General features: G+C 40.9%; 21 protein-coding genes and 1 pseudogene (1 of these 22 running past the window's edge). 2 read left to right on the top strand and 20 right to left on the bottom strand.

Features of this window, described 5'->3' with window-relative positions; all coding sequences use genetic code 11:
- From rfbB to Q0192_RS07260, 4 genes and pseudogenes are all read right to left on the bottom strand, one after another.
- Window positions 1-208 (bottom strand): annotated as a pseudogene (gene rfbB, locus Q0192_RS07275) (dTDP-glucose 4,6-dehydratase); it reaches 858 nt to the left of the window's first position.
- Window positions 209-400: 192 nt separating this feature from the next.
- Complete coding sequence (gene galE, locus Q0192_RS07270; RefSeq protein ID WP_299288288.1) at window positions 401-1,426, bottom strand: UDP-glucose 4-epimerase GalE; 1,026 nt, start codon at window positions 1,424-1,426, stop codon at window positions 401-403.
- Window positions 1,427-1,428: 2 nt separating this feature from the next.
- Complete coding sequence (locus Q0192_RS07265) at window positions 1,429-2,412, bottom strand: UDP-glucuronic acid decarboxylase family protein (protein ID WP_299288285.1); 984 nt, start codon at window positions 2,410-2,412, stop codon at window positions 1,429-1,431.
- On the bottom strand, window positions 2,412-3,722 hold the full coding sequence (locus tag Q0192_RS07260) for a UDP-glucose/GDP-mannose dehydrogenase family protein (protein WP_299288282.1): 1,311 nt from the start codon (window positions 3,720-3,722) through the stop codon (window positions 2,412-2,414). Before Q0192_RS07260 ends, Q0192_RS07265 begins: the two co-directional genes overlap by 1 nt.
- Window positions 3,723-3,786: 64 nt before the next feature.
- Here Q0192_RS07260 and Q0192_RS07255 point away from each other — a divergent pair, with 64 nt between their 5' ends.
- Window positions 3,787-5,013 (top strand): glycosyltransferase N-terminal domain-containing protein, encoded by a 1,227-nt coding sequence (locus tag Q0192_RS07255; RefSeq protein WP_299288279.1) that lies wholly within the window; start codon window positions 3,787-3,789, stop codon window positions 5,011-5,013.
- A 158-nt stretch (window positions 5,014-5,171) separates the two neighbouring features.
- On the opposite strand, the gene hemH is transcribed toward Q0192_RS07255, so the two are convergent.
- Entirely contained in the window at window positions 5,172-6,188 is a 1,017-nt protein-coding gene (gene hemH, locus Q0192_RS07250; protein WP_299288276.1) for a ferrochelatase, read from the bottom strand.
- Between the two features lie 278 nt (window positions 6,189-6,466).
- On the opposite strand from hemH, the gene Q0192_RS07245 reads away from it, so the two are divergent.
- Window positions 6,467-7,447: a hypothetical protein gene (locus Q0192_RS07245; RefSeq protein ID WP_299288274.1), complete on the top strand. Its 981-nt coding sequence runs from the start codon at window positions 6,467-6,469 to the stop codon at window positions 7,445-7,447.
- Between the two features lie 255 nt (window positions 7,448-7,702).
- On the opposite strand, the gene Q0192_RS07240 is transcribed toward Q0192_RS07245, so the two are convergent.
- From Q0192_RS07240 to Q0192_RS07170, 15 genes are all read right to left on the bottom strand, one after another.
- A complete protein-coding gene (locus Q0192_RS07240; RefSeq protein ID WP_299288271.1) occupies window positions 7,703-8,398 on the bottom strand; it encodes a fatty acid desaturase in 696 nt (231 codons plus the stop codon).
- 7 nt (window positions 8,399-8,405) lie between these two features.
- Window positions 8,406-9,257 (bottom strand): 4-hydroxy-3-methylbut-2-enyl diphosphate reductase, encoded by an 852-nt coding sequence (locus Q0192_RS07235; protein ID WP_299288268.1) that lies wholly within the window; start codon window positions 9,255-9,257, stop codon window positions 8,406-8,408.
- A 45-nt stretch (window positions 9,258-9,302) separates the two neighbouring features.
- Window positions 9,303-9,953: a carotenoid biosynthesis protein gene (locus tag Q0192_RS07230; protein ID WP_299288265.1), complete on the bottom strand. Its 651-nt coding sequence runs from the start codon at window positions 9,951-9,953 to the stop codon at window positions 9,303-9,305.
- Window positions 9,932-11,023 (bottom strand): glycosyltransferase, encoded by a 1,092-nt coding sequence (locus Q0192_RS07225; protein WP_299288262.1) that lies wholly within the window; start codon window positions 11,021-11,023, stop codon window positions 9,932-9,934. The genes Q0192_RS07230 and Q0192_RS07225 overlap by 22 nt, the downstream gene beginning before the upstream one ends.
- Entirely contained in the window at window positions 11,023-11,646 is a 624-nt protein-coding gene (locus Q0192_RS07220; RefSeq protein WP_299288259.1) for a 1-acyl-sn-glycerol-3-phosphate acyltransferase, read from the bottom strand. Before Q0192_RS07220 ends, Q0192_RS07225 begins: the two co-directional genes overlap by 1 nt.
- A 21-nt stretch (window positions 11,647-11,667) precedes the next feature.
- Window positions 11,668-12,243 carry a 1-acyl-sn-glycerol-3-phosphate acyltransferase gene (locus Q0192_RS07215; protein WP_299288256.1) on the bottom strand — a complete coding sequence of 192 codons (576 nt, stop codon included), beginning with the start codon at window positions 12,241-12,243 and terminating at the stop codon, window positions 11,668-11,670.
- A gap of 47 nt (window positions 12,244-12,290) precedes the next feature.
- Window positions 12,291-13,151 (bottom strand): alpha/beta hydrolase, encoded by an 861-nt coding sequence (locus tag Q0192_RS07210; protein WP_299288253.1) that lies wholly within the window; start codon window positions 13,149-13,151, stop codon window positions 12,291-12,293.
- A gap of 44 nt (window positions 13,152-13,195) precedes the next feature.
- Window positions 13,196-13,741: a DUF892 family protein gene (locus Q0192_RS07205; RefSeq protein WP_299288250.1), complete on the bottom strand. Its 546-nt coding sequence runs from the start codon at window positions 13,739-13,741 to the stop codon at window positions 13,196-13,198.
- A gap of 70 nt (window positions 13,742-13,811) precedes the next feature.
- The gene (crtD, locus tag Q0192_RS07200; protein ID WP_299288248.1) at window positions 13,812-15,287 is read right to left on the bottom strand and encodes a 1-hydroxycarotenoid 3,4-desaturase CrtD; all 1,476 of its coding nucleotides are present in this window, start codon (window positions 15,285-15,287) and stop codon (window positions 13,812-13,814) included.
- 106 nt (window positions 15,288-15,393) lie between these two features.
- Window positions 15,394-15,978, bottom strand: a complete 585-nt coding sequence (locus Q0192_RS07195) for a type 1 glutamine amidotransferase domain-containing protein (RefSeq protein ID WP_299288245.1) — start codon at window positions 15,976-15,978, stop codon at window positions 15,394-15,396.
- A gap of 90 nt (window positions 15,979-16,068) precedes the next feature.
- Entirely contained in the window at window positions 16,069-17,247 is a 1,179-nt protein-coding gene (locus Q0192_RS07190; protein ID WP_299288242.1) for a threonine synthase, read from the bottom strand.
- A 66-nt stretch (window positions 17,248-17,313) separates the two neighbouring features.
- The gene (locus Q0192_RS07185) at window positions 17,314-18,207 is read right to left on the bottom strand and encodes a LysR family transcriptional regulator (RefSeq protein ID WP_299288239.1); all 894 of its coding nucleotides are present in this window, start codon (window positions 18,205-18,207) and stop codon (window positions 17,314-17,316) included.
- A gap of 73 nt (window positions 18,208-18,280) precedes the next feature.
- Window positions 18,281-19,294: an aspartate-semialdehyde dehydrogenase gene (locus Q0192_RS07180; RefSeq protein WP_299288236.1), complete on the bottom strand. Its 1,014-nt coding sequence runs from the start codon at window positions 19,292-19,294 to the stop codon at window positions 18,281-18,283.
- 97 nt (window positions 19,295-19,391) lie between these two features.
- On the bottom strand, window positions 19,392-19,832 hold the full coding sequence (locus Q0192_RS07175) for a type II toxin-antitoxin system VapC family toxin (RefSeq protein WP_299288233.1): 441 nt from the start codon (window positions 19,830-19,832) through the stop codon (window positions 19,392-19,394).
- A 5-nt stretch (window positions 19,833-19,837) separates the two neighbouring features.
- Window positions 19,838-20,068 (bottom strand): hypothetical protein, encoded by a 231-nt coding sequence (locus Q0192_RS07170; protein WP_299288230.1) that lies wholly within the window; start codon window positions 20,066-20,068, stop codon window positions 19,838-19,840.
- Between the last annotated feature and the right edge of the window lie 106 nt (window positions 20,069-20,174).

Here is a 20,174-nt window from a genome sequence, read left to right as displayed (position 1 = left end):
CATAGATAAAAGAAGCATCAACAATATCGCCTTTTACAAACTGGTAGTTTGGTTCATCCTCAATATCCCGCAAATTTTCCAAGTTTCCGGCATACGTTAATTTATCTAAATTGATAATGTGGTACTGCGGATAAGTTTTAACAAAACGACGCACCACATGCGAACCGATAAACCCGGCACCTCCGGTAATGATTATTTTTTTTTTCATAAAAGCTTAGAGCAAGTTTTTAAATTTACTTATTAAGGTTTCCATGCTTCTTTTACCACTTAAAAATTGGTAATGCTTGGTTTTGATTTAGTTGAATTGGTAAAAATACCAATTTTTATAGGGTAAAAGAAGCATTGAAATTTTTTTGTAAAAGCTTAAACAGATTATTAATGCTTCTTTTACCTACTTATTTTATAAAGGATTTTCGTTGATATATTTTTCCCAGTTCCAGGCGGAAAGCATCATCTGCTCTACATCCAGTTCGGTTTTCCATTTCAGCTTTTCGGCTGCTTTGGAAACATCGCCCCAAACCTGCTCCACATCGCCCGGCCGACGAGGGCCAATATCATAATTCAGTTTTACACCGGTTGATTTTTCAAACGCATGGATTACTTCCAACACCGAACTTCCTTTGCCCGTGCCTAAATTAAAAACATCATAACTGGTAAAATCGGTAGCAGTTTCCATGTATTTTAAAGCAGCAACATGTGCTTTTGCCAAGTCAACCACGTGGATATAATCACGCACATTGCTGCCATCCGGCGTGTTATAATCATCACCGAAAACAGTTAGTTTCTGGCGTTTGCCGATAGCAGTTTGCGTAATAAAAGGGACTAAATTTTGAGGGACACCAATCGGAAGTTCGCCAATCAAAGCAGAAGAATGTGCGCCAACCGGATTAAAATACCTTAATGAAATAATTTTATAAGCACTGCCGGAAGCAACCACGTCACGCAAAATTTCCTCTGAAACCTGCTTGGTGTTGCCGTATGGAGAGGTTGCTGTTTTTATCGGTGCTTTTTCGGTAACCGGCAACTCGTCAGGCTGGCCATAAACGGTGCAACTGGAAGAAAAAACAAAATTCAGTTTCTTTCCCTTGTATGCTTCCAGCAAATTGATCAAAGAAAAAAAGTTGTTTTTGTAATACATCAAAGGTTTTTGTACCGATTCTCCTACTGCTTTTGATGCTGCAAAGTGGATGATACCAGCCAGCTCAGGTTCCTTGCCTACCAACTCTGAGATCTGGTGTTCATAGCAAAGGTCCAAATCATAACAAACCGGTTTAAAACCTAATATCTTACCTAACTGGTCTAATATTTTAGGGTTTGAGTTGGAAAGGTTGTCAACAATAACCGGCTCAAAACCTGCATTTACCAGTTCAACAACGGTGTGCGATCCAATAAAGCCCAAACCGCCTGTAACCAAAATTTTTGACATGATTATTTATTATAGTAAGCAAAATCTTTGTGTTGTATTTCGATGTCCGGCAATGATTTAAAGTATTCGTAAGTGATTTTTAACCCTTCGGCGCGGTTAACTTTTGGTTCCCAGCCCAATATGGCGCGGGCTTTTGTAATATCCGGACGGCGTTGTTTCGGGTCATCTGTTGGTAATGGCTTGCTTACCAATTGCTGGTTAGTTCCGGTTAGTTTGATGATTTCTTCCCCAAACTGCCTGATCGTAATTTCGTCCGGGTTGCCAATGTTCATTGGCTGCACGTAATCGCTCAGCAACAAACGGTGAATCCCTTCCACCAAATCATCCACATAACAAAAAGAGCGCGTTTGCGAGCCATCGCCAAAAACAGTCAACTCCTCGCCTCTTAAAGCCTGGCCGATAAATGCCGGCAAAACACGTCCGTCGTTTAAGCGCATCCGAGGCCCGTAAGTATTAAAAATACGGATGATCCTGGTTTCTACACTGTGAAAAGTATGGTAAGCCATCGTGATCGCTTCCTGGAAACGCTTGGCTTCATCGTAAACGCCACGCGGGCCAACCGGATTTACATTGCCCCAATATTCTTCAGGTTGCGGGTTTACATTTGGATCGCCATAAACTTCGGAAGTGGAAGCAACCAAGATTCTTGCCTTTTTATCTTTTGCCAAACCTAATAAATTATGTGTACCGAGAGAGCCAACTTTTAAAGTTTGGATCGGGATTTTCAGATAATCAATTGGACTGGCAGGCGAAGCAAAGTGCAAAATGTAGTCCAACTTGCCCGAAACATGCACATATTTAGATACATCGTGGTTGTAAAACTCAAAGTTTTCCAGCGGGAAAAGATGTTCAATGTTTCTTAGGTCGCCGGTAATTAAGTTGTCCATAGCAATTACATGGAAACCTTCTTTGATATATCGGTCGCACAAATGAGAACCCAAAAACCCGGCGGCACCGGTAATTAAAATACGTTTTCTGTTTTCCATTATTCAATAGTTTTCCTTCCGATGCTGCTGTAATAAAACCCGTTTTTAGTCATTTTATCCAGATCGTATAAGTTCCTGCCATCAAAAATAACATGATTCTTCATTTTCTCTTTCATATATTGAAAATCCGGCGTCCTGAAAACCGACCATTCCGTAACGATCAATAAAGCATCTGCACCATCTAAAGCGGCATAACGGTCTGGCGCATAAGTAATTTTATCGCCCAACAAACGCTTTACGTTTGGCATTCCTTCCGGGTCATAAGCTACAACCGTTGCACCTTCTTTCAGCAACTCTTCAATAATGTACAAAGCGGGTGCTTCGCGGATGTCATCAGTTTCCGGTTTGAAAGCCAAGCCCCAAAGCGCAAACTTTTTGCCCTGAATGCCATCTTTATAATATTCCAATACTTTTTTTACCAGCTTTTTTTTCTGTACTTCATTTACTTCCATTACAGAATCCAGGATCTTGAAATCGTAGCCATGTTCTTTGGCTGATTTTGCCATCGCCTGTACATCTTTTGGGAAGCAACTGCCACCGTAACCCACGCCCGGGAATAAAAAACGTTTGCCAATCCGCGCATCAGCACCGATACCGGCACGAACCATATCTACATTGGCACCAACCAGTTCGCACATATTAGCCACTTCGTTCATAAAAGTTATTTTGGTGGCGAGGAATGAATTGGCCGCATATTTTGTCAGTTCCGAAGAACGCTCGTCCATAAACAAAATTGGGTTTCCTTGGCGCACATATGGGCTGTACAACTCCGCTAAAACCTCTCGCGCGCGTTCATCTGAAGTACCAATTACAACACGGTCTGGTTTCATAAAGTCTTCTACCGCAACGCCTTCACGCAAAAACTCCGGGTTAGAAACTACGGCAAATTCTACCGAAGTATTTTCTTTAAAAACAGCTGTTACTTTATCTGCCGTACCAACTGGAACGGTAGATTTGGTGATGATCACTTTATATTCAGTAATCAGTTTGGCAATGTCTTTTGCAGCACCCAAAACGTAACTTAAATCTGCCGAACCATCTCCTCCCGGAGGCGTTGGCAAAGCCAGAAAAATTACTTGCGCTTCTTTAATGGCTTCGGGCAAATTTTTGGTAAAATGCAAGCGGTCTTGCTTAATGTTCCGGTGAAAAAGCTGCTCTAAACCAGGCTCATAGATTGGCAAAATACCGTCTTGCATGGCCTTTACTTTTTCTTCGTTAATGTCTACGCAGATCACCTCGTTTCCGGTTTCTGCAAGGCATGTTCCTGTAACTAATCCAACATAACCTGTTCCTACTACGGCTATTTTCATATTTCAAATTTTTGTTTTAAGATTAAATTTTACCTTCGACGAATATATAAATTATTGTTTACAGATGCTTTTTTTATACCGTATCAGCATTTATAGCTATCAGTTTGGCATCTGGCTGGCTTCTTTTTTTAACCCGAAAGCAAAATTATGGATTGAAGGCCGGCGCAAACAAAGGCTTGTTACGTTAAAAGAAAGCATTTGGTTCCACTTTTCTTCTCTTGGCGAGTTTGAACAAGGGCGGCCGGTGCTCGAAAAGTTGCGCACCGAAAATACATCGGTAAAAACAGTAGTTACTTTTTTTTCTCCTTCGGGTTATGAAGTTCGGAAAAACACGCCTTTAGCTGATTTTGTTTATTATTTGCCTTTGGACACGCGTAAAAATGCCAGGGAATTTCTAAGTGCCATCAACCCAAAAATCGCCGTTTTTACAAAGTACGAATACTGGTATTTTATGATGGACGAATTGTACCAGCGCGAAATCCCGTTATACATGATCTCGGCAATCTTCCGTCCGCAGCAAATATTTTTCAGAAGTTATGGTGGCTTTTACCGCAACATGCTTCTTTTAGCACAACATTTTTTTGTTCAGGATGAAGTTTCCAAAACACTGCTGAAAGAAATTAATATTGATAACGTTACGGTTAGCGGCGATACGCGTTTTGACCGGGTTTGGGAAAATGCACAAAACGTAAAACCGTTGGAAGCGATTGAAGCATTTAAAGCCGGACAGCAAGTATTTATTGCCGGAAGCACCTGGCCGCCGGATGAAGATTTGATTGCCAGACTAGTTTTAATTTATCCGAATTGGAAATTTATCCTTGCGCCGCACGAGATCGGCAAAGAAAAAATCAGCAACCTGCTGCAAAAATTTCAGAAAGAAAAAACGGTTTGTTATTCTGAAATTACTGCTGATCTTGATCTTTTAAAGCAAAAACAGGTTTTGGTGATTGATAATATCGGTTTGCTTTCCAGGCTTTACCAATATGGAAACCTGACTTATATCGGTGGCGGATTTGGCACCGGCATCCACAACACGTTGGAAGCTGCTGCTTTTGGTTTGCCGGTTATTTTTGGCCCGGTTTATCATAAATTTAAAGAAGCTAAAGATTTGATTGAACTTAACGCAGGTTTTTCGGTGGTAAACGAAGCATCGCTGGAAAACATCGTGGCGCGGTTAATTACAGATGAAGGTTTTTATCAGCAAGCATCAACCAAAGCTAAAAATTATACAAAGCAAAACACGGGCGCGACAGACAAAATCATGAACTATATCCAGACGCATGATTTTTAGAATCGTGATAAATAATGCTTCTCTTTTTCTGATGCTTCTTTTATGCCGATAAAAGAAGTATGTGCGCTGTCATTTCCATCGAAGGGAGAAATCTTATTTCAATAAGATATAAGTCTGCCGCTTCAAATAAGATTCCTCCTAACGTCGGAATGACAACCTCAAACCAAAACCATTTCTTTCAAAGCTTCAATAAACTTAGTCGAATCGTTCAAGCTTTCTACCAATTGTATTTTTTCTCCGCCCAAAGCTTTAAACTCTTCCTGGTATTCTATCGAAACTTCGTAAACCGTTTCCAAGCAATCGGCCACAAAAGCCGGACAAAAAACCAACATCTTTTTCACGCCTTTTTTGGCTAGTTCGGCCACCACTTCAACCGTATAAGGCTTTACCCATGGGTCGTTTCCTAAACGGGATTGAAAGCAAATGGTGTATTTTTCTTTAGGCAGGTTTAGTTTTTCAGCAATTAAACGCGCTGTGTCGTGGCATTGTGCCGAATAGCAAAACTTGTTGGCATCGGTTAAAACGGAACAGCAATTGTCAACTTTCAAACAATGTTTTTGAGTTGGATCTGATTTGATCAACTGCCTTTGCGGCAAACCATGGAAACTAAACAAAATATGGTCATAAGTTTCTGGCTGGTATTTACGTCCGTTCTCCGCAAAGTTTTCGATCATCAGTTCGTTGTTGTGGAATGAATTGACAAAAGACAAATCAGGAATAGTCAGCCATTTGCTTACCAATTCCATCACTTTTTGATAAACCGAACCGCTGCTGGCCGAAGCGTATTGCGGAAACAAAGCAACTACTTTTAAACTATCTATGTTGGCAGCTTTTAATTTTTCTAAGGCAGATTCTATCGAAGGGCTTTGATAGCGCATGGCCAGTTCTACCTGATAATCATCGCCCAGGCTTTCCTGCAACAATTCGGCTTGCTTGATACTGTAATATAATAAAGGGGAACCGTCTTGGTCTGACCAGATTTCGCGATACAACTTAGCAGATTTTGGTGCACGAAACGGCACGATAGCCCCCTTTACCAGCAAAGCACGGGTAACAGGATTAATGTCAATTACGCGGCCGTCCATCAAAAACTCATCCAGGTATTTCCGTACATCTGCTGTTTTCGGACTGTCGGGCGTACCCAAATTCACCAATAAAACCCCTTTTTTTCCCATAAACTGTTTGCGGCAATGCTTCTTTTATCGTGCAAAAATAGGTTTTATTGGGTTGGGGTTGCTATGAAACTGATCGGCAAAAATCAATTTTACAGGGCGATAACACACTACTTCTACCTAAAAAACAATCATGCTTCTTTTAGCACCAAAAAATTGGTGCTAAAAGAAGCATGAAAAATATAACGAACAAGATTTAAACATGCCCAAAGTTCAAACCATATTATATACTAATTTTGTTTATTCAACTAAAGTTTAACCTACTATTAATTCCGATCCCAATGAAATATTTATATCAGTCAAACCTAATTTGGTTGTTAGCTTTGTTGATTATAGCACAAGGTTGCGGTACAATTCGTCCGGCCCGCAACAGTGATGAAAATACCAATAACTATTGCGCAGTACCGCACCAGCTTTTTACCATTGATACGCTTCAGGCCAACAAGGCTGCATCTTTACCGATGCTTGATACAAACATTGCGCAAGGCTTATCACATCGCAGCCTTCAGTTAACCCATGCTTATGGCTTTGATCCTGGTTTGCAGCAACTTATTCAAAAGGGCAAAGGCCTTACGCCTATAAGCCCTGCTTATCCGGATTTTTTGAAACAACGCAAAGCAATTGTTTTGCAAATAGTTGATGCTTCGGCAGATGTACTGCAGGTTGCCGAGGAGTTGGAATGTGAGAGGCAGCGTGCCGAACAGTCGGCCATAGCATTGCAAGGACGGGAAGATAAGCAGCGAAATAACCTTACTGTTGGTTCATTACTGCTTGGTGCAGCCAGCGGTACCATTAGCGCAACAGTAAAAAATTCAGACTTAAACCTGGTGCTAACAGTAAGCACTGCCGTCCTAAGTGCTGCATTAGGGGTTGCTACTATCTTCGTAAACCCCAAAATAAATTACCCGATTAACCAAAACCTGCTTACCGACGTATGGTACCAACACTCACGCTCGGCCTTGTACCCGCCCGGCCTTTGGATTATACTTAATGAAAAGCGGGAAGGACGTTCTGACGAAGCTATGCGTTCACTACTCCAAACCTCCCGCATGCGCTGGACAAAGTACGACCAGTTGACTAAAGGTAAACCTCAACAGCAAAAGCAGCAGCAAAAATTATTTTTTGATAACGGCGGAAGTTACCATATTGACGATCTCCACACCCTTTCTAATATGCTTACAGAGATTGAAGTTATGGTTCGTCTTGTTAATCAAGACCTGCAAAAGCTGCAGGTAGAGGTAAGCAATTTAGAACCGCGGTAATTAGCTATTACACATGGTACTATTTGTTTGATAGATTGAAATTGGCAAGAAAGAAAAAATAATCAAAGCTTTTTTTAGCATCTAATTTTATGTATGCGTTTCTGGTTTTTGTATGAAGGATATAATCCTAACACTAATTTTATAATGCTAAAAGAAGCATGGCAAAATAGTTGATCCAGCAATAAAAGCTTAAGCAAATTTTATGGTTTACCCTCAATCTTGTTAAAGTTTGTTTAAACAGAAAAAATGTTTTGCTCAAACACCTTTCATTTTCCACAACAACCACCAAGGCGTTCCCGGCGCATCATGGTGTTCATAATGATAGCCGAAAAAATAGCAGGTAAAAAAAGCAACCACATGGTTTTTGCTTTGCGTGGTAGAATGGTGCTTATTATCGTGCTCGCCTTTGTGTGGCAAGTAAGTGCCGAAGTAAAAAAGCTGCAAGGTGCTGAGCAGCGAGGGCAAAACCCAAAACAAAATGAGGTTTTGCTGCGGAACCCAAACCTTCAAAACGTTAAACAAAACCGCCATAAAAACAACCTGCCAGATAGTAAGGTAATTGCGGAAGAAACGAAAAAACCAACTCAAAAAATTACCGTTGTGGTAATCCGGATCGTGCTCGGTATGCACGTGGCTATGGTGCAAATGGTGTTTGGTGTACAATTTTGGGTACCAAAAAGCGGCGTAAAACAAGGTGCAAACTTGTCCGACTACTCGGTTTACAATTGGATTTGAGGAAACCGTGCCGTGCATTGCATCATGCGCTGTAATGAAAAGGCCAGTGTATAAGTGCATTTGCACTAAAATCAACAGGTAAACCAAGGGATTGCTCCAGTTGAAATGCCAGCGCATTAACAAAACGGTGGAGATAACCCAGCATGAAATAACGAGCATTGCAAACATCAAGCCCAGGCCGGAAGCTGTATATTTTTTGATAGTCAGATCGGCCATGATGTTTTTAATATTGTTCTAAAACTTTTTTCACTTTTTTCATCAGCCACATGGGCGTGGAGGTTGCGCCGCAAATACCAACTTTATCATTTGGCGAAAACATGGAAACCTCCAATTCTTCGGGAGAAGAAACGAAATAGGTGTTTGGGTTATGCTTGCGGCAAACTTCGTACAAAACTTTTCCGTTTGAAGATTTTCGGCCGGATACAAAAAGTATTTTATCAAACCGGCGTACAAACTCCGGCAAATCTTTGTCGCGGTTAGAAACCTGGCGGCAAATGGTATCGTTGGCAATTACTTCATGGCCACGGCTTAAAAGTTCATCTTTGATATGATAAAACTTTTCCATGCTTTTGGTGGTTTGGCTGTACAACGTAAATTTTTGCGGCAAATCAACCGCATCCAATTCTTTTATATCCTGAAATACCAACGCTTCGTTGTTGGTTTGCCCTTGTAGACCAATTACTTCTGCATGGCCGTGTTTGCCAAAAATCAAAATCTTTTCGTCCTGGTCGTGCGAACTTTTGATCCGGTTTTGTAATTTCAACACTACCGGACAGGAAGCATCAATTAAATTAATATTGTTTTCGAGTGCGACACGGTAAGTTTCGGGCGCTTCGCCATGTGCGCGGATCAACACTTTTTCGTGCTGCAGTTTGGGCAAATCCTCATGCGAAATAATACGCAAACCTTTCAGTTTCAGACGTTCCACCTCTTCGTCGTTGTGCACAATATCGCCCAAACAATATAGGTAACCATCCTGTTCCAAAATTTCTTCTGCCATATCAATGGCATAAACTACACCGAAACAAAAGCCGGAATCCTGATCTATTGTTACCTGTAACTGATAGTTTTCCATAAGTACAAATTTAACGGAAAATGCCGGATATAAGTTCCTTAATTATCAGACAAAATTCAAAACTGCAAAAAACAGGAACTGGACCAACAGCAAAACCGGCGCAACTTTGTTTTGAAACCGAAAATCAAACAATTGAAAAACAGCAAGTAAAGGCAAACTGACAAGAACCCAGCCGATATAATTTTTGATTGGCACAAAGCCGGAAAGCCAGTGCCAGTAATCAAAATGGATGGCAACCGGTTCGATCAGCAAATCGAGCAAAACCAGCAAAATGCTTCCAATGACAATTTTAAGCCATGCTTCTTTTACCGGTACTTTTTTGATGAACACGCCGGTTGAATAGATCAATAGAAACCAGTTTACGCCAATCATTAACGGAATGTCCTTCAGCTTAAAACCCAAAGTTTTTCCGTAAACGTAATTGCCAAAAAGCCAGTGTTTGTGCACGCCAACCCACTCCGCAGCAAAACCTGAAAGCATCACGATGGCAGCAAACAAGATCAATTTAGAAAACCTCCCGTGATGATTTATAAGCAGTAAAAACAGCATCAGCAATAAATGGAACGGAACAACCTGCAAAAAAAGCGGCCGCAAAAAAGGCACTAAAAACCCGGTTAAACCAACGATATGAAAAAGGACAATGACGAAGACGGAAACATTGGTTTTGCTGTACCTCAAACTTTTCTTCCTTTCCAAGTAACCGTTTTTGTTAAGTGTTTTGTTATCGAAAGATACGCCACCACAATTAAACTTACCATTTGTAAAGGGTGCAGCAATACATTATAAACTGCGTTTTGACCGGACGACAGCGAGATCATGATCCGTGTTAAAACGATGAGCGAAAGCATCATCAAAAACAATTGTAAATTTAGGGTGAGGCCGACCAAAACCGGGCCGCCGATCAGAAAAACCAGGTACAGCAAAAAAGTAACAATGCTGTAATTAAACGGTGCCAAAAAATTTTTGCTGAAACCGTTGACCGCATCCTGATAACCGTTGTACATCCGGCAGCGGATAAAACCATTGGCCAGCAAGCCCTCGCCTTTCAAGCGGTTTTGCTTTACCTGTTTCATAATTTCCACATCTTCCACCACCTGGTTTTTCACTTTTTCGTGCCATTGGTACTGGTGGTATTTCTCGGCCTCAAAAAACATAAACTGTCCGCTGGCCGCTGCAAAAGCCGGGTTTTTAGAAAGATAGATCAGCCGCAAAGGCAGCAAATTAAGCAGCATGTAGTGCATCAATGGAACAACTGATTTTTCGCCCAATGTAACCATCACCTGATTGGTAAAAAGGCTGAGCAAAGCCAAACGATGGACTTTGGTGCGGTAAACCGAACTGTTGATCAGCCCGTTTTCCACTTCTTCATCAGCATCCAAAAACAACAGGTACTTGCCTTTTGCCTGTTGCGCCAATTGATAGCAGGCGTAATTTTTACCAAGCCAGCCATTGGGCAAAGGCTTGCCTTTTATCACTTTAAAAAACGAGTGTTTTTGCGCGAAACCATTACACAAGTTATAAGTTTCGTCGCTTGAATGGTCGTCTAAAACAATTACTTCAATGTTTTGATAATCTTGGCCGTCAATTGATTGCAGCAGTGTGAGGATGTTTTTTTCTTCATCGCGGGCCGGGATCAGGATTGAAACCAGATCGTGGTATTGGTGCGAAACTTTGGTTAGTTTAGGGTTGGAAATAAAATTAAAAAGCGTAACGCAAAAGCGCAAAATCAGAAAAAAATAAATGATGTAACAAAAAAAAATAGCCATTATTTAACAATTGCAGATTGCACTTTTTTACTTTGCCGATAGTGCTTTTGGTATGCCGAAACAACATCGGCCAGCGTGGCAAAGTTTGCCGTTTCGTCGTTTTTTAGATAAATAAAAGTAGTGGGTTTAGGCTGAGAAAAATACTCGGTAAAAGAAGCAGCGAAAACGGTTTGAAATTTTTGTTGGCCAAAAGCAATGATCTTGCTTAATCCTTTTTCGAAAACCACGTCATCAACGAAATTGGAAAACAGCTTTCCCTGCGGAAAAATCAGCAATAAATTTTCCGGATCGTTCAATAAACCTCCGGCATATTTTAAAGTTTCGATGATACTTTTTGAACCTTTGGAAACCGAAAATGAACCCATGTATTTCAAAAAAGCATGTTCTAAAATGGTTTCTTCCAAAATCATCACATGAAACTTCTTTTTAAAAAGCAGTTTGTTAAGGTAAAAAAACAAAAAACCATCCCACCAACTGTAATGGTTGGCAATTAGTAAAACTGATTTTTGCGAGTTTACATCAATTTTGTTAAAATCAACTTGGTGGAAATGTTTGGTAACACGCCGCGAGATATACCAGGAAAAGAAGCGGAAGATAAACCAATTGTTTTTATTTTTAACCATACTTCTTTTACCGATACTTTTTTAGTGCGCAACTTTGGTTTGGTTTTCCAACGCTTTCCGATGAAAATCGTTGACTTGCCGATTAAGTTTTTCTAAATTAAAATCATGGTTTGTGCCGCAATCCAACAAATGAAAATAAGCCGTAGGTTTAAAACTTTCAAAATAATCAATCAAAACCGCACAATACACAATCTGGCAATTGCCTTTGATGTTTTTTATGAGGTAACTGATCCCTTTTTCGATCCTGATTTCGGTACTGTGGTTGGATTCCAGCGAGCCTTGCGGAAAAACGGTTACCAGGTTTTCCGGCCAGTTTAATTGCGTGGCGGCATATTGCATAGATTGCAACATATCCCTCGAAGTACGGCTGATCGAAAAAGAGCCTAAGCGCCGCAGCCACATCCTTTTTTGCAAATGGTCTTCCTGCATCATGGTAAAAAGCTTTTTTTTGAAGATGAAGTGTCCGAGATAGGCTGTGAGAAAACCGTCCCACCAACTAAAATGGTTGCCTAAAAGAAGCACTGAGTGGTTGGGCTTTAGCTCAATCTGGTTGTACAATTGGAGTTCTTTAAAACTCCGCAATATCCGCCAACGCATAAACGGCAAAAAGATTTTGTAAAACAACAGGTGCCTTTTGCTGGTAATCATGCAGTTTGTTTGGCTATGTAAACATCCAGTTCCGGTACAATCATCCAATGGCCCATCGGCACTACATAAAGTTCGGGCCGTAGAAGCAACTGAACAAGCTTTTTACTGTTTTTTGGAGGGAAAAGGTCGTCAAATTCACCAAAATACAAACGGCAGCGGATGTGGTTTTGGTTGATTAAGGCAGCAACACGGTTGATGTCCGGGCGGATGTTTTTTAAAAAATGAATGGTAAAATAAGCATTCAGCCGTTTTTCCGGTGTTGATATTTCATGCTTCGCGATGGTGTACAAACTATGGTCAATCACCCGCAATTGCCTTAACAATTTTAAAGCGCGCAGCATCATCCAGTTGCTGTAAGTCAATTTTTTAAAGATTTTTTGCCCGATAAAAGAAGTACGCAAAAAATGAAAACCTTTGTGCAGCACCAAACCATCCGGGGCCAGCAAAATAATTTCATCTATTATCGGCGCAAAATGCCCGACCAGAAAAAGCGCCAGGTTTGCCCCGATGGAATAGCCCAGCAGTGAAAAACGTTCTTCGCCAAATGCCTCAAACCAAGTGTTGATGTATTCCTTTAAAAATTTTGGTTCCATGCCGGCAAGGATAGATGCTTCGTTTACCTCATTTAAATAAGAAGTGCCGTGAAAAAAATGGTCAAAAGAAACAACGCGAAACTGCTTTAGCAAAGACTGCTCAAAAACATCAAACTGGCTGCCCGACATGCCATAGCCATGAAACGCAAACAACAACTTTTTCCCGCTTCCGTACTCATGGTAATGCACTTTGCCCAAACCTTTTATTTCCAAAAAACCCATTGAAACAAGTATAACTATTTTTACGACAAACAAAAAGGCCATCGTTTTACCGACGGCCTTTTTAAATTTTTAAAAATGTTTTTTCCTTATTCTTTTGCTGCAGCAGCATTTATAGTGCTTTCTGCAATCTGAGTCAACAGTTTATCGGTTTTCTTTTCTTCTTCCAACGTTTCTTCCAACAACCCTTGTGCTTCGGTAAAGCCTAAAACACCGGCCAGGGTTTTTAAAGTGCCATAAGTGGCAATTTCATAATGCTCGCATTTTTGAGAGGCAGAAATCAAGGCCACATCGCGTACTTCTGTGCCTTCTTCTGTACTTTCGATTAGTTCTTCGGCTTCTTTGGCCAAACCTGCCATTGCTTCGCATTTTTTAGGTTTTGCTTCTTCGCCGATGGATTCAAAAACTTGTTTCAAACGTTCTATTTGTCCTTCGGTTTCTGTTATATGGGTTTCAAAGGCACTTTTTAATTCTTCGGAAGTAGCTGCTGCGGCCAGTTTCTCCAAGCTTTTTGCCAATTGGTTTTCAGCCCATAAAATATCTTTCAATTCGTCTGTAAACAATTCTTTTAACGCGCTTTCTTGTTCTGGTGTGCGTTCTGGTTTTTTAGCAGTTTTAGATTTTGCAGTTGCCATTTTGGTATATTTTTTAAATTAATTTGATTGATAGAAAGACAGGCAACAGTACTAATTGTTTCTATTTTTTTCAGTTCTTAATCCAATCGCCCACAATTTTTGCCGAAAGTAAAGCCAGCGGGATGCCGCCGCCGGGATGTACACTTCCGCCGCAAAAAAACAGGTTTTTGATTTTGGAAGATTTATTGGCATGGCGCAAAAAGGCCGCAAACTGGCTGTTTGAACTCGTTCCGTACAAAGAACCCTGGTAAGAAGATGTTTTGTTTTCAATACTGCGCGGGTCCAAAATATTTTCGCAAACAATCAGTTTGTCAATATCTTCGCCCAAAGCTTTTGATAGTTTTTGGATGATGTTTTCTCTGGCTTCGGTAATCAGCTTGTCCCAATCCTGGCCCTGGTTTGATGGAACGTTGATCATCGTAAACCAGTTTTCGCAACCTTGCGGCGCATCTTTTGCCTCGTACTTAGAACTGATGTTAAGGTAGATTGTAGGATCCGGGCTGATGTTTTTCTGTTTCCAGATGTGTTCAAACTCCTGCCGGTAATCGCTGCTAAAGAAAATATTATGCAAATCCAATTGCGGAAAAGCTTTATTAATCCCCCAATAAAAAATCAAAGCCGAACTGCTCCGCTCCTGCTTTAAAATCCGTTTTGGCAATAATTTTGGATGATCGGCCAGCAACTTTTTATACGTAAAATAAACATCAGCATTAGAAATAACTACATCCGCAGGTACAAATCCTCGCTCTTCGCTCTTTACTCCTTTCACTTCATTCCTTTCGATAACAATTTTTTCTACCGGAGAATTATAATGAAACTTTACGCCTAATCTTTCTGCCAATGCAACCAATGAAAGTGTGATCTGGTACATGCCGCCATCAGGAAAATAAGCGCCGAAATGCTGCTCCAAATGCGGGATAACATTGAGCGTTGCCGGTGCTTTAAACGGATTTGAACCGTTGTAAGTAGCAAACCGGTCGGCATATTGCACCATTTTTTCATCGGTAAAAAAAGCATGGTTTGCTTGGTGCATCGAGCGGAAAGCATCAATTTGCGGCAATTGTAAAACCGACCTCAAAGTTTTAAAATTGAGGTATGTTGATAACCTATGCAAAGATTTCTCCAAAAAAACATGATTTGTAATCTGGTAAATCCGACTGCTATTTTTAAGATAGCTTTTGATCGTTTCCGGTTGGTCTTTTGTTTTCCGGCTAATTTCTTCTGCAAAAACAGCTTCGTTGTTAGAAGCATCAAGCGAAGTTCCGTCAGGATAGAAATAACGGCAAACCAAGGCCAACTTTTGGTAGGTAAAAGAAGCATCGGGTTTTTCTCCGGCCAGTTCAAACAGTTCGTCCACGTATTGCGGCATGGTAAACAAACTCGGGCCGGCATCAAAACGAAAGCCATCGAGTGTAATTTCAGCAAGTTTTCCTCCGGGATAGCTGTTCGCTTCAAAAACTTCAACCGAAAAACCTTGAACAGCCAAACGAATTGAAGTTGCAATTCCGGCAATTCCGGCACCGATTATGATCGCTTTTTTGGACATTGAGGTTTGAGGTATCAGGTTTAAGGTTTTTGCAAAGTTAAAACAACAAAAAAGCAGGACAACAAATTATCCTGCTTTTTGCAATGCTGTTTTTATCGGTACTTTTTTAGATTTCCTGGCCTGGAGAATGATGAACTTCCGGCACCTGGTGCTTTCCTTCCAAAATCTCTTCGATCATTTTTTTGTTAAAAGCAGGCAAATCTGCCGGAGTGCGGCTGGTTACCAAACCTTTATCGGCCACCACTTCTTCATCCACCCAATTTACGCCAGCGTTTTTCAAATCGGTTTTTAACGATGGATAGGAAGTCATCGTTCTTCCGCTGATCATGTCGGTTTCGATCAACGTTTGCGGGCCATGGCAAATAGCGGCAACGGGTTTGCCTTCGTCTAAAAATGCAGAAACAAAAGCCACGGCATCTTTATTTTGGCGTAGTTTGTCGGGGTTCAGTACGCCGCCAGGCAGCACCAAAGCGTCATAATCGTCTGGGTTTGCATCTTCCAGTTTTTTATCAGCGGTAATGGTAATCCCCCAATTGGTTTTGTCCCAGGCTTTGACCTCGCCGCCTTCCGGTGAAATTACGTGAACCGTTGCACCGGCTGCTTTTAAAGCTTCCTGCGGACTGGTCAGTTCTACCTGTTCAAAACCTTCTTCGGTTAATATTGCGATTGTTTTATTGCTCAGATCAGCCATGTCGTTATAAATTAGTTACGTGCTTTAATTAATTGTAACCAAACTACAACTGATGCTGGCGTTGGTTTTACTTGAATTAAAATTTGACGTTTAATGCCTGGCGATGATGTTGTCCAAATATTTATAACCTGTTCCCGTATTCAGAATCAATACATTTTCATCGGCTTTGATCCAATTCTCGTCTATCAACATTTGCGTCGCTTTCCAAACCGCCGCACCTTCCGGTGCTAATAAAACACCTTTTTCGCGTGCAGCTTTTTTAGTTGTGTTGATAATATCCTCTTCGCTAACTGCAATTGCCGTTCCGTTTGATTCGGCCAGCACTTCCATCATCAAATCCATCCCGAAAGGAAAAGGGACCGCCAAACCATTGGCCACAGAAGCTGTGGGAAGATCGTACACCGATTTTTTGCCGGTAAAAGAAGCATGCGCTTTAACTACCGGCTGGCAAGCTTCGGATTGCACGGCAACCATTCTTGGTAATTTTCCTTCAATCCAGCCCATTTGCTGCATCTCTTTAAAAGCTTTCCAAATACCGATCAAACCTGTTCCTCCGCCAGTTGGATAAACAATCACATCGGGCAATTGCCAGTTAAAATGTTCTGCAATTTCGTAGCCCATTGTTTTTTTGCCTTCAATGCGGTAAGGTTCTTTTAAGGTAGAAACATCAAAAGCATTTGTTTCCAATTTGATTTTGGCTACTTTTTTTGCACAATCATTAATCAGGCCGTCAATCAAAATCACTTCCGCGCCGTGCAATTCACACTCCTGGATAAAAATTGAAGGCGTATGACTTGGCATTACCACCGTTGCTTTAATGCCTGCTTTGGCACAAAAAACAGCCAGCGCGCCGCCAGCATTGCCGGCAGTTGGAACGATGCAATGTGTAATCCCAAATTCTTTGGCCTTGGAAACTGCCATCCCAATTCCACGCGCTTTGAAAGAGCCGGAAGGATTATAACTTTCGTCTTTCAGGTAGATTTTTACTTTTTTGTAAGTTTCGAAAAAACGGGTTGGCGTGTAACCTTCTCCCAAAGTAACAATGCTTTCAGGTTCAAAAACGGGCAAAAACTCCTGGTAACGCCACATGTCCTGGCGGCGGTTTTTCAGTTCCTCTTTTTGCGGAGCGGAAGAAAGATCATATTCTACCAGAAAAGGTTTGTTGCAGCAGTGGGAAAAAGTTTGTAACTGATGAATATCGTAAATTTTTTTGCAGTGCGAACAAATTAAATCGGTAGCGAGAGATGCGCTTTGAACAGAAGTTTCCATCTGCCAAAAGTAGTTGCTGTAGTATTACTTAGATTATACAAACTTTTGATGAGCTATAACCAACAATTATAACGAAGATAAACAATAACGGATAAATTGTTTGGTGAGCCCGTATTCTTCACTTCCTTTTCTGCGGATAAAATAAAACTCGCGTTTGATGGCTAAACCTGTAACCGGCACTTCTACCAGTTCTCCTGAATTTAATTCGCGTAAAATAGAAGGACGCGGCAAAAAACCGAGACATTCATCGGCAAGTAAAAAATTTTTAAGCGCTTCTGTTCCGCCTAACCTGATTTTAACTTTTAAGTCTGATGGTTTAATCTGATGAACGGCTAACTCATGCAAAAGTGCGTGCAAAGTGCCCGAACCACGTTCGCGCAAAGCTAGCGGAACAGTTTTTAATTCTTCTATCGTTAAACTTTTTCCCGCTAACGTACTTTTTTTGGAACAAACGGCAATTACTTCATCATTTAAAAAATGCTGGTAAGAAACAGTCGTCAATTTATTTTCCACTTCAATAATGCCGACATCAATTTCATGGTTCAACAAAGCGTTCATCACGTTTTCCGAATTCCGGTTTACCAACTGCACATCTACGTTTTGAAACTTTTGCTGAAAACCCGACAAAATAGAAGGCAAAACATACAAAGCAATAGTTGTACTGGCGCCTAATTTTAAAAACCCGGCAGCACTTTCCCCTCTGCTCAGAGTCAGCAGGTCAAATGTTATCTTTTTTTCGATTTCCCGCGCTTCCAACAAATACTGGTAAAGCTTTTGGCCGGCTTCGGTGATCAATATCGAATTTCCTTTACGTTCAAACAACGCCAGTTTGTACTGGTCTTCCAGTATTTTAATTTGCTTGCTTACCGCAGGCTGGCTGATAAACAAAGCTTTGGAAGCCTTGGAAAAGCTTAAATGCGCAGCTACTTCCAGGAAAACACGGTGGGTAAGGGAGATCATGCTGTTTTTATCACTAAAAAAAAGGGCGACAAGAATATCTTACCGCCCTTTACAAGATTAGTTATTTTTAAAATCAACCTGCTACTGCTTCCGCTTGCCGGATTAAATGATGCGCCATCAAATACTCCGCAATTTGCACCGCATTTGTAGCTGCACCCTTTCTCAAATTATCAGAAACAATCCAGCAGTTTAAGGTATTGGGCTGGCTTTCGTCCCGGCGGATCCGACCTACAAAAACTTCATCTTTTTCGTGTGCATCCAGCGGCATCGGGTATTTCAGGTTCGCAACATCATCAACCACAACAACGCCCGGTGCTTTTTCTAAAATTGACCTAACTCCCGCCAAATCAAAATCTTTTTCAAACTCCACGTTCACCGCTTCAGAATGGCCGCCCATTACCGGGATACGCACTGTGGTTGCCGTCAACCTAATGCTATCGTCGCCCATGATTTTCCTGGTTTCGTTCACCATTTTCATCTCCTCTTTAGTGTAGCCGTTTTCGGTAAAGACGTCAATCTGCGGCAAAACGTTCAGATCAATTTTATACGGATAAGCCATTGGCCCGTCAATTCCTTTTCGCTCGTCCATCAATTGCGCTACTGCTTTTACGCCCGTTCCGGTTACCGACTGATAAGTGGAAACCACCACACGTTTGATTTTGAAAGCATCATGAAGCGGTTTTAAAGCCACCACCAGTTGTATTGTGGAGCAATTTGGGTTGGCGATAATTTTATCTTCCGCCGTTAAAACATGCGCATTCACTTCCGGAACAACCAATTTTTTGGTCGGGTCCATGCGCCAGGCAGAGGAATTATCAATGACGGTAATCCCGGCCTCGGCAAAAAGCGGTGCCTGTTGCAAAGAAGTGCTTCCTCCGGCCGAAAACAAAGCAATATCAGGTTTCATGCCGATGGCCGTTTCCGCAGAAACTACTTTATAGGCTTTCCCCTTAAACTCAACTTCCTTGCCAATACTCTTTTCTGATGCTACCGGAATTAATTCTGTTACCGGGAAGTTGCGTTCTGCCAGAACCTGCAACATTTTCGTTCCAACCAAACCGGTGGCACCTACTACTGCTACTTTCATTTTTGTTTTGAACTCTAATTGTGGATTTTTAAATTATCCAAATATGCAAAAGATTTTGGTTTTGCGGGGAAAGAATGGCCTGCAGAAACGTATTACTTCATTTCAACAGTTCCGGTTTTAGATACTGAACTTCCAAAAACACCTGATGCAAATGGTTAAAATCGGCATCGGTTGTTACCAATTTCAAACCAAGTAATGCCGCAGTAGAAGCAATCCACAAATCATTTTTGCCCATGTTTCGTGGCGTTACAAAAGGATAATTTGCGTAAGAAGGATTTCGGCATTGAGAATAAGCATCAATTTCAGCATAAGTATCAACAAGATTTTCATTAATATCAACAATAATTAGTTCATCTAATAATGAAATTAACGTCTGTCGTTTTTTAATTCCCCAATTATTCTTTAACGCAATTGATTTTGACTCTGCAATAGAAACAATATTTACAAATACTTTTAATTCATTTGGGTTGATTTTTTGCATTAACCGTTGAGGCGCTTTGTGTTTCGCAAAACTGATTAAGACATTTGTATCGAACATCAAACTCACTTGTTTTCTCTTAACATTTTCAACGCAAGTGTTACTTCCTCATCAGTAAGAAAAGCGTCATCAGGTAATTCTTTAAACTTCTCGCCAATCAATTCCGGATGTTTCCCCAATTTATTCGCAAAAGCAGTTGTTCCACCGGCTGCCAATATTTCTGCTACAGAGTATGATTTAAATTCAGAAAATAAAGGCTCAACTTGTTCTGCTGTTTTGATGCTTTTTTTACCCATATATTTTTGTTCCTTTTTAAATTAAAACAAATTTACAGAATTTCAAACCAGGAATAAAGGCCAAATTGGTAAACACCAATTTTTATCCGATAAAAGAAGCATCGCC

It is taken from the genome of uncultured Mucilaginibacter sp., from assembly GCF_937859865.1.
GTDB lineage: Bacteria > Bacteroidota > Bacteroidia > Sphingobacteriales > Sphingobacteriaceae > Mucilaginibacter_A.
The sequence above is the reverse complement of the archived record's forward strand: the minus strand, read 5'-3'. Positions and strand labels throughout refer to the sequence as shown.

Excerpts from the sequence above, each read along its gene's own strand:
- Q0192_RS07235 (WP_299288268.1), bottom strand. The coding sequence starts at position 9,257 with ATGGAAAACTATCAGTTACAGGTAACAATAGATCAGGATTCCGGCTTT.
- Q0192_RS07175 (WP_299288233.1), bottom strand. The coding sequence starts at position 19,832 with ATGTTCGATACAAATGTCTTAATCAGTTTTGCGAAACACAAAGCGCCT.
- Q0192_RS07205 (WP_299288250.1), bottom strand. The coding sequence starts at position 13,741 with ATGGCAACTGCAAAATCTAAAACTGCTAAAAAACCAGAACGCACACCA.
- Q0192_RS07260 (WP_299288282.1), bottom strand. The coding sequence starts at position 3,722 with ATGAAAATAGCCGTAGTAGGAACAGGTTATGTTGGATTAGTTACAGGA.
- Q0192_RS07215 (WP_299288256.1), bottom strand. The coding sequence starts at position 12,243 with ATGCGTTGGCGGATATTGCGGAGTTTTAAAGAACTCCAATTGTACAAC.
- galE (WP_299288288.1), bottom strand. The coding sequence starts at position 1,426 with ATGTCAAAAATTTTGGTTACAGGCGGTTTGGGCTTTATTGGATCGCAC.
- Q0192_RS07180 (WP_299288236.1), bottom strand. The coding sequence starts at position 19,294 with ATGAAAGTAGCAGTAGTAGGTGCCACCGGTTTGGTTGGAACGAAAATG.
- Q0192_RS07225 (WP_299288262.1), bottom strand. The coding sequence starts at position 11,023 with ATGGCTATTTTTTTTTGTTACATCATTTATTTTTTTCTGATTTTGCGC.
- hemH (WP_299288276.1), bottom strand. The coding sequence starts at position 6,188 with ATGGGAAAAAAAGGGGTTTTATTGGTGAATTTGGGTACGCCCGACAGT.
- Q0192_RS07170 (WP_299288230.1), bottom strand. The coding sequence starts at position 20,068 with ATGGGTAAAAAAAGCATCAAAACAGCAGAACAAGTTGAGCCTTTATTT.
- Q0192_RS07185 (WP_299288239.1), bottom strand. The coding sequence starts at position 18,207 with ATGATCTCCCTTACCCACCGTGTTTTCCTGGAAGTAGCTGCGCATTTA.
- Q0192_RS07190 (WP_299288242.1), bottom strand. The coding sequence starts at position 17,247 with ATGGAAACTTCTGTTCAAAGCGCATCTCTCGCTACCGATTTAATTTGT.
- Q0192_RS07245 (WP_299288274.1), top strand. The coding sequence starts at position 6,467 with ATGAAATATTTATATCAGTCAAACCTAATTTGGTTGTTAGCTTTGTTG.
- Q0192_RS07240 (WP_299288271.1), bottom strand. The coding sequence starts at position 8,398 with ATGGCCGATCTGACTATCAAAAAATATACAGCTTCCGGCCTGGGCTTG.
- Q0192_RS07265 (WP_299288285.1), bottom strand. The coding sequence starts at position 2,412 with ATGGAAAACAGAAAACGTATTTTAATTACCGGTGCCGCCGGGTTTTTG.
- Q0192_RS07210 (WP_299288253.1), bottom strand. The coding sequence starts at position 13,151 with ATGGCCTTTTTGTTTGTCGTAAAAATAGTTATACTTGTTTCAATGGGT.
- Q0192_RS07195 (WP_299288245.1), bottom strand. The coding sequence starts at position 15,978 with ATGGCTGATCTGAGCAATAAAACAATCGCAATATTAACCGAAGAAGGT.
- crtD (WP_299288248.1), bottom strand. The coding sequence starts at position 15,287 with ATGTCCAAAAAAGCGATCATAATCGGTGCCGGAATTGCCGGAATTGCA.
- Q0192_RS07220 (WP_299288259.1), bottom strand. The coding sequence starts at position 11,646 with ATGGTTAAAAATAAAAACAATTGGTTTATCTTCCGCTTCTTTTCCTGG.
- Q0192_RS07255 (WP_299288279.1), top strand. The coding sequence starts at position 3,787 with ATGCTTTTTTTATACCGTATCAGCATTTATAGCTATCAGTTTGGCATC.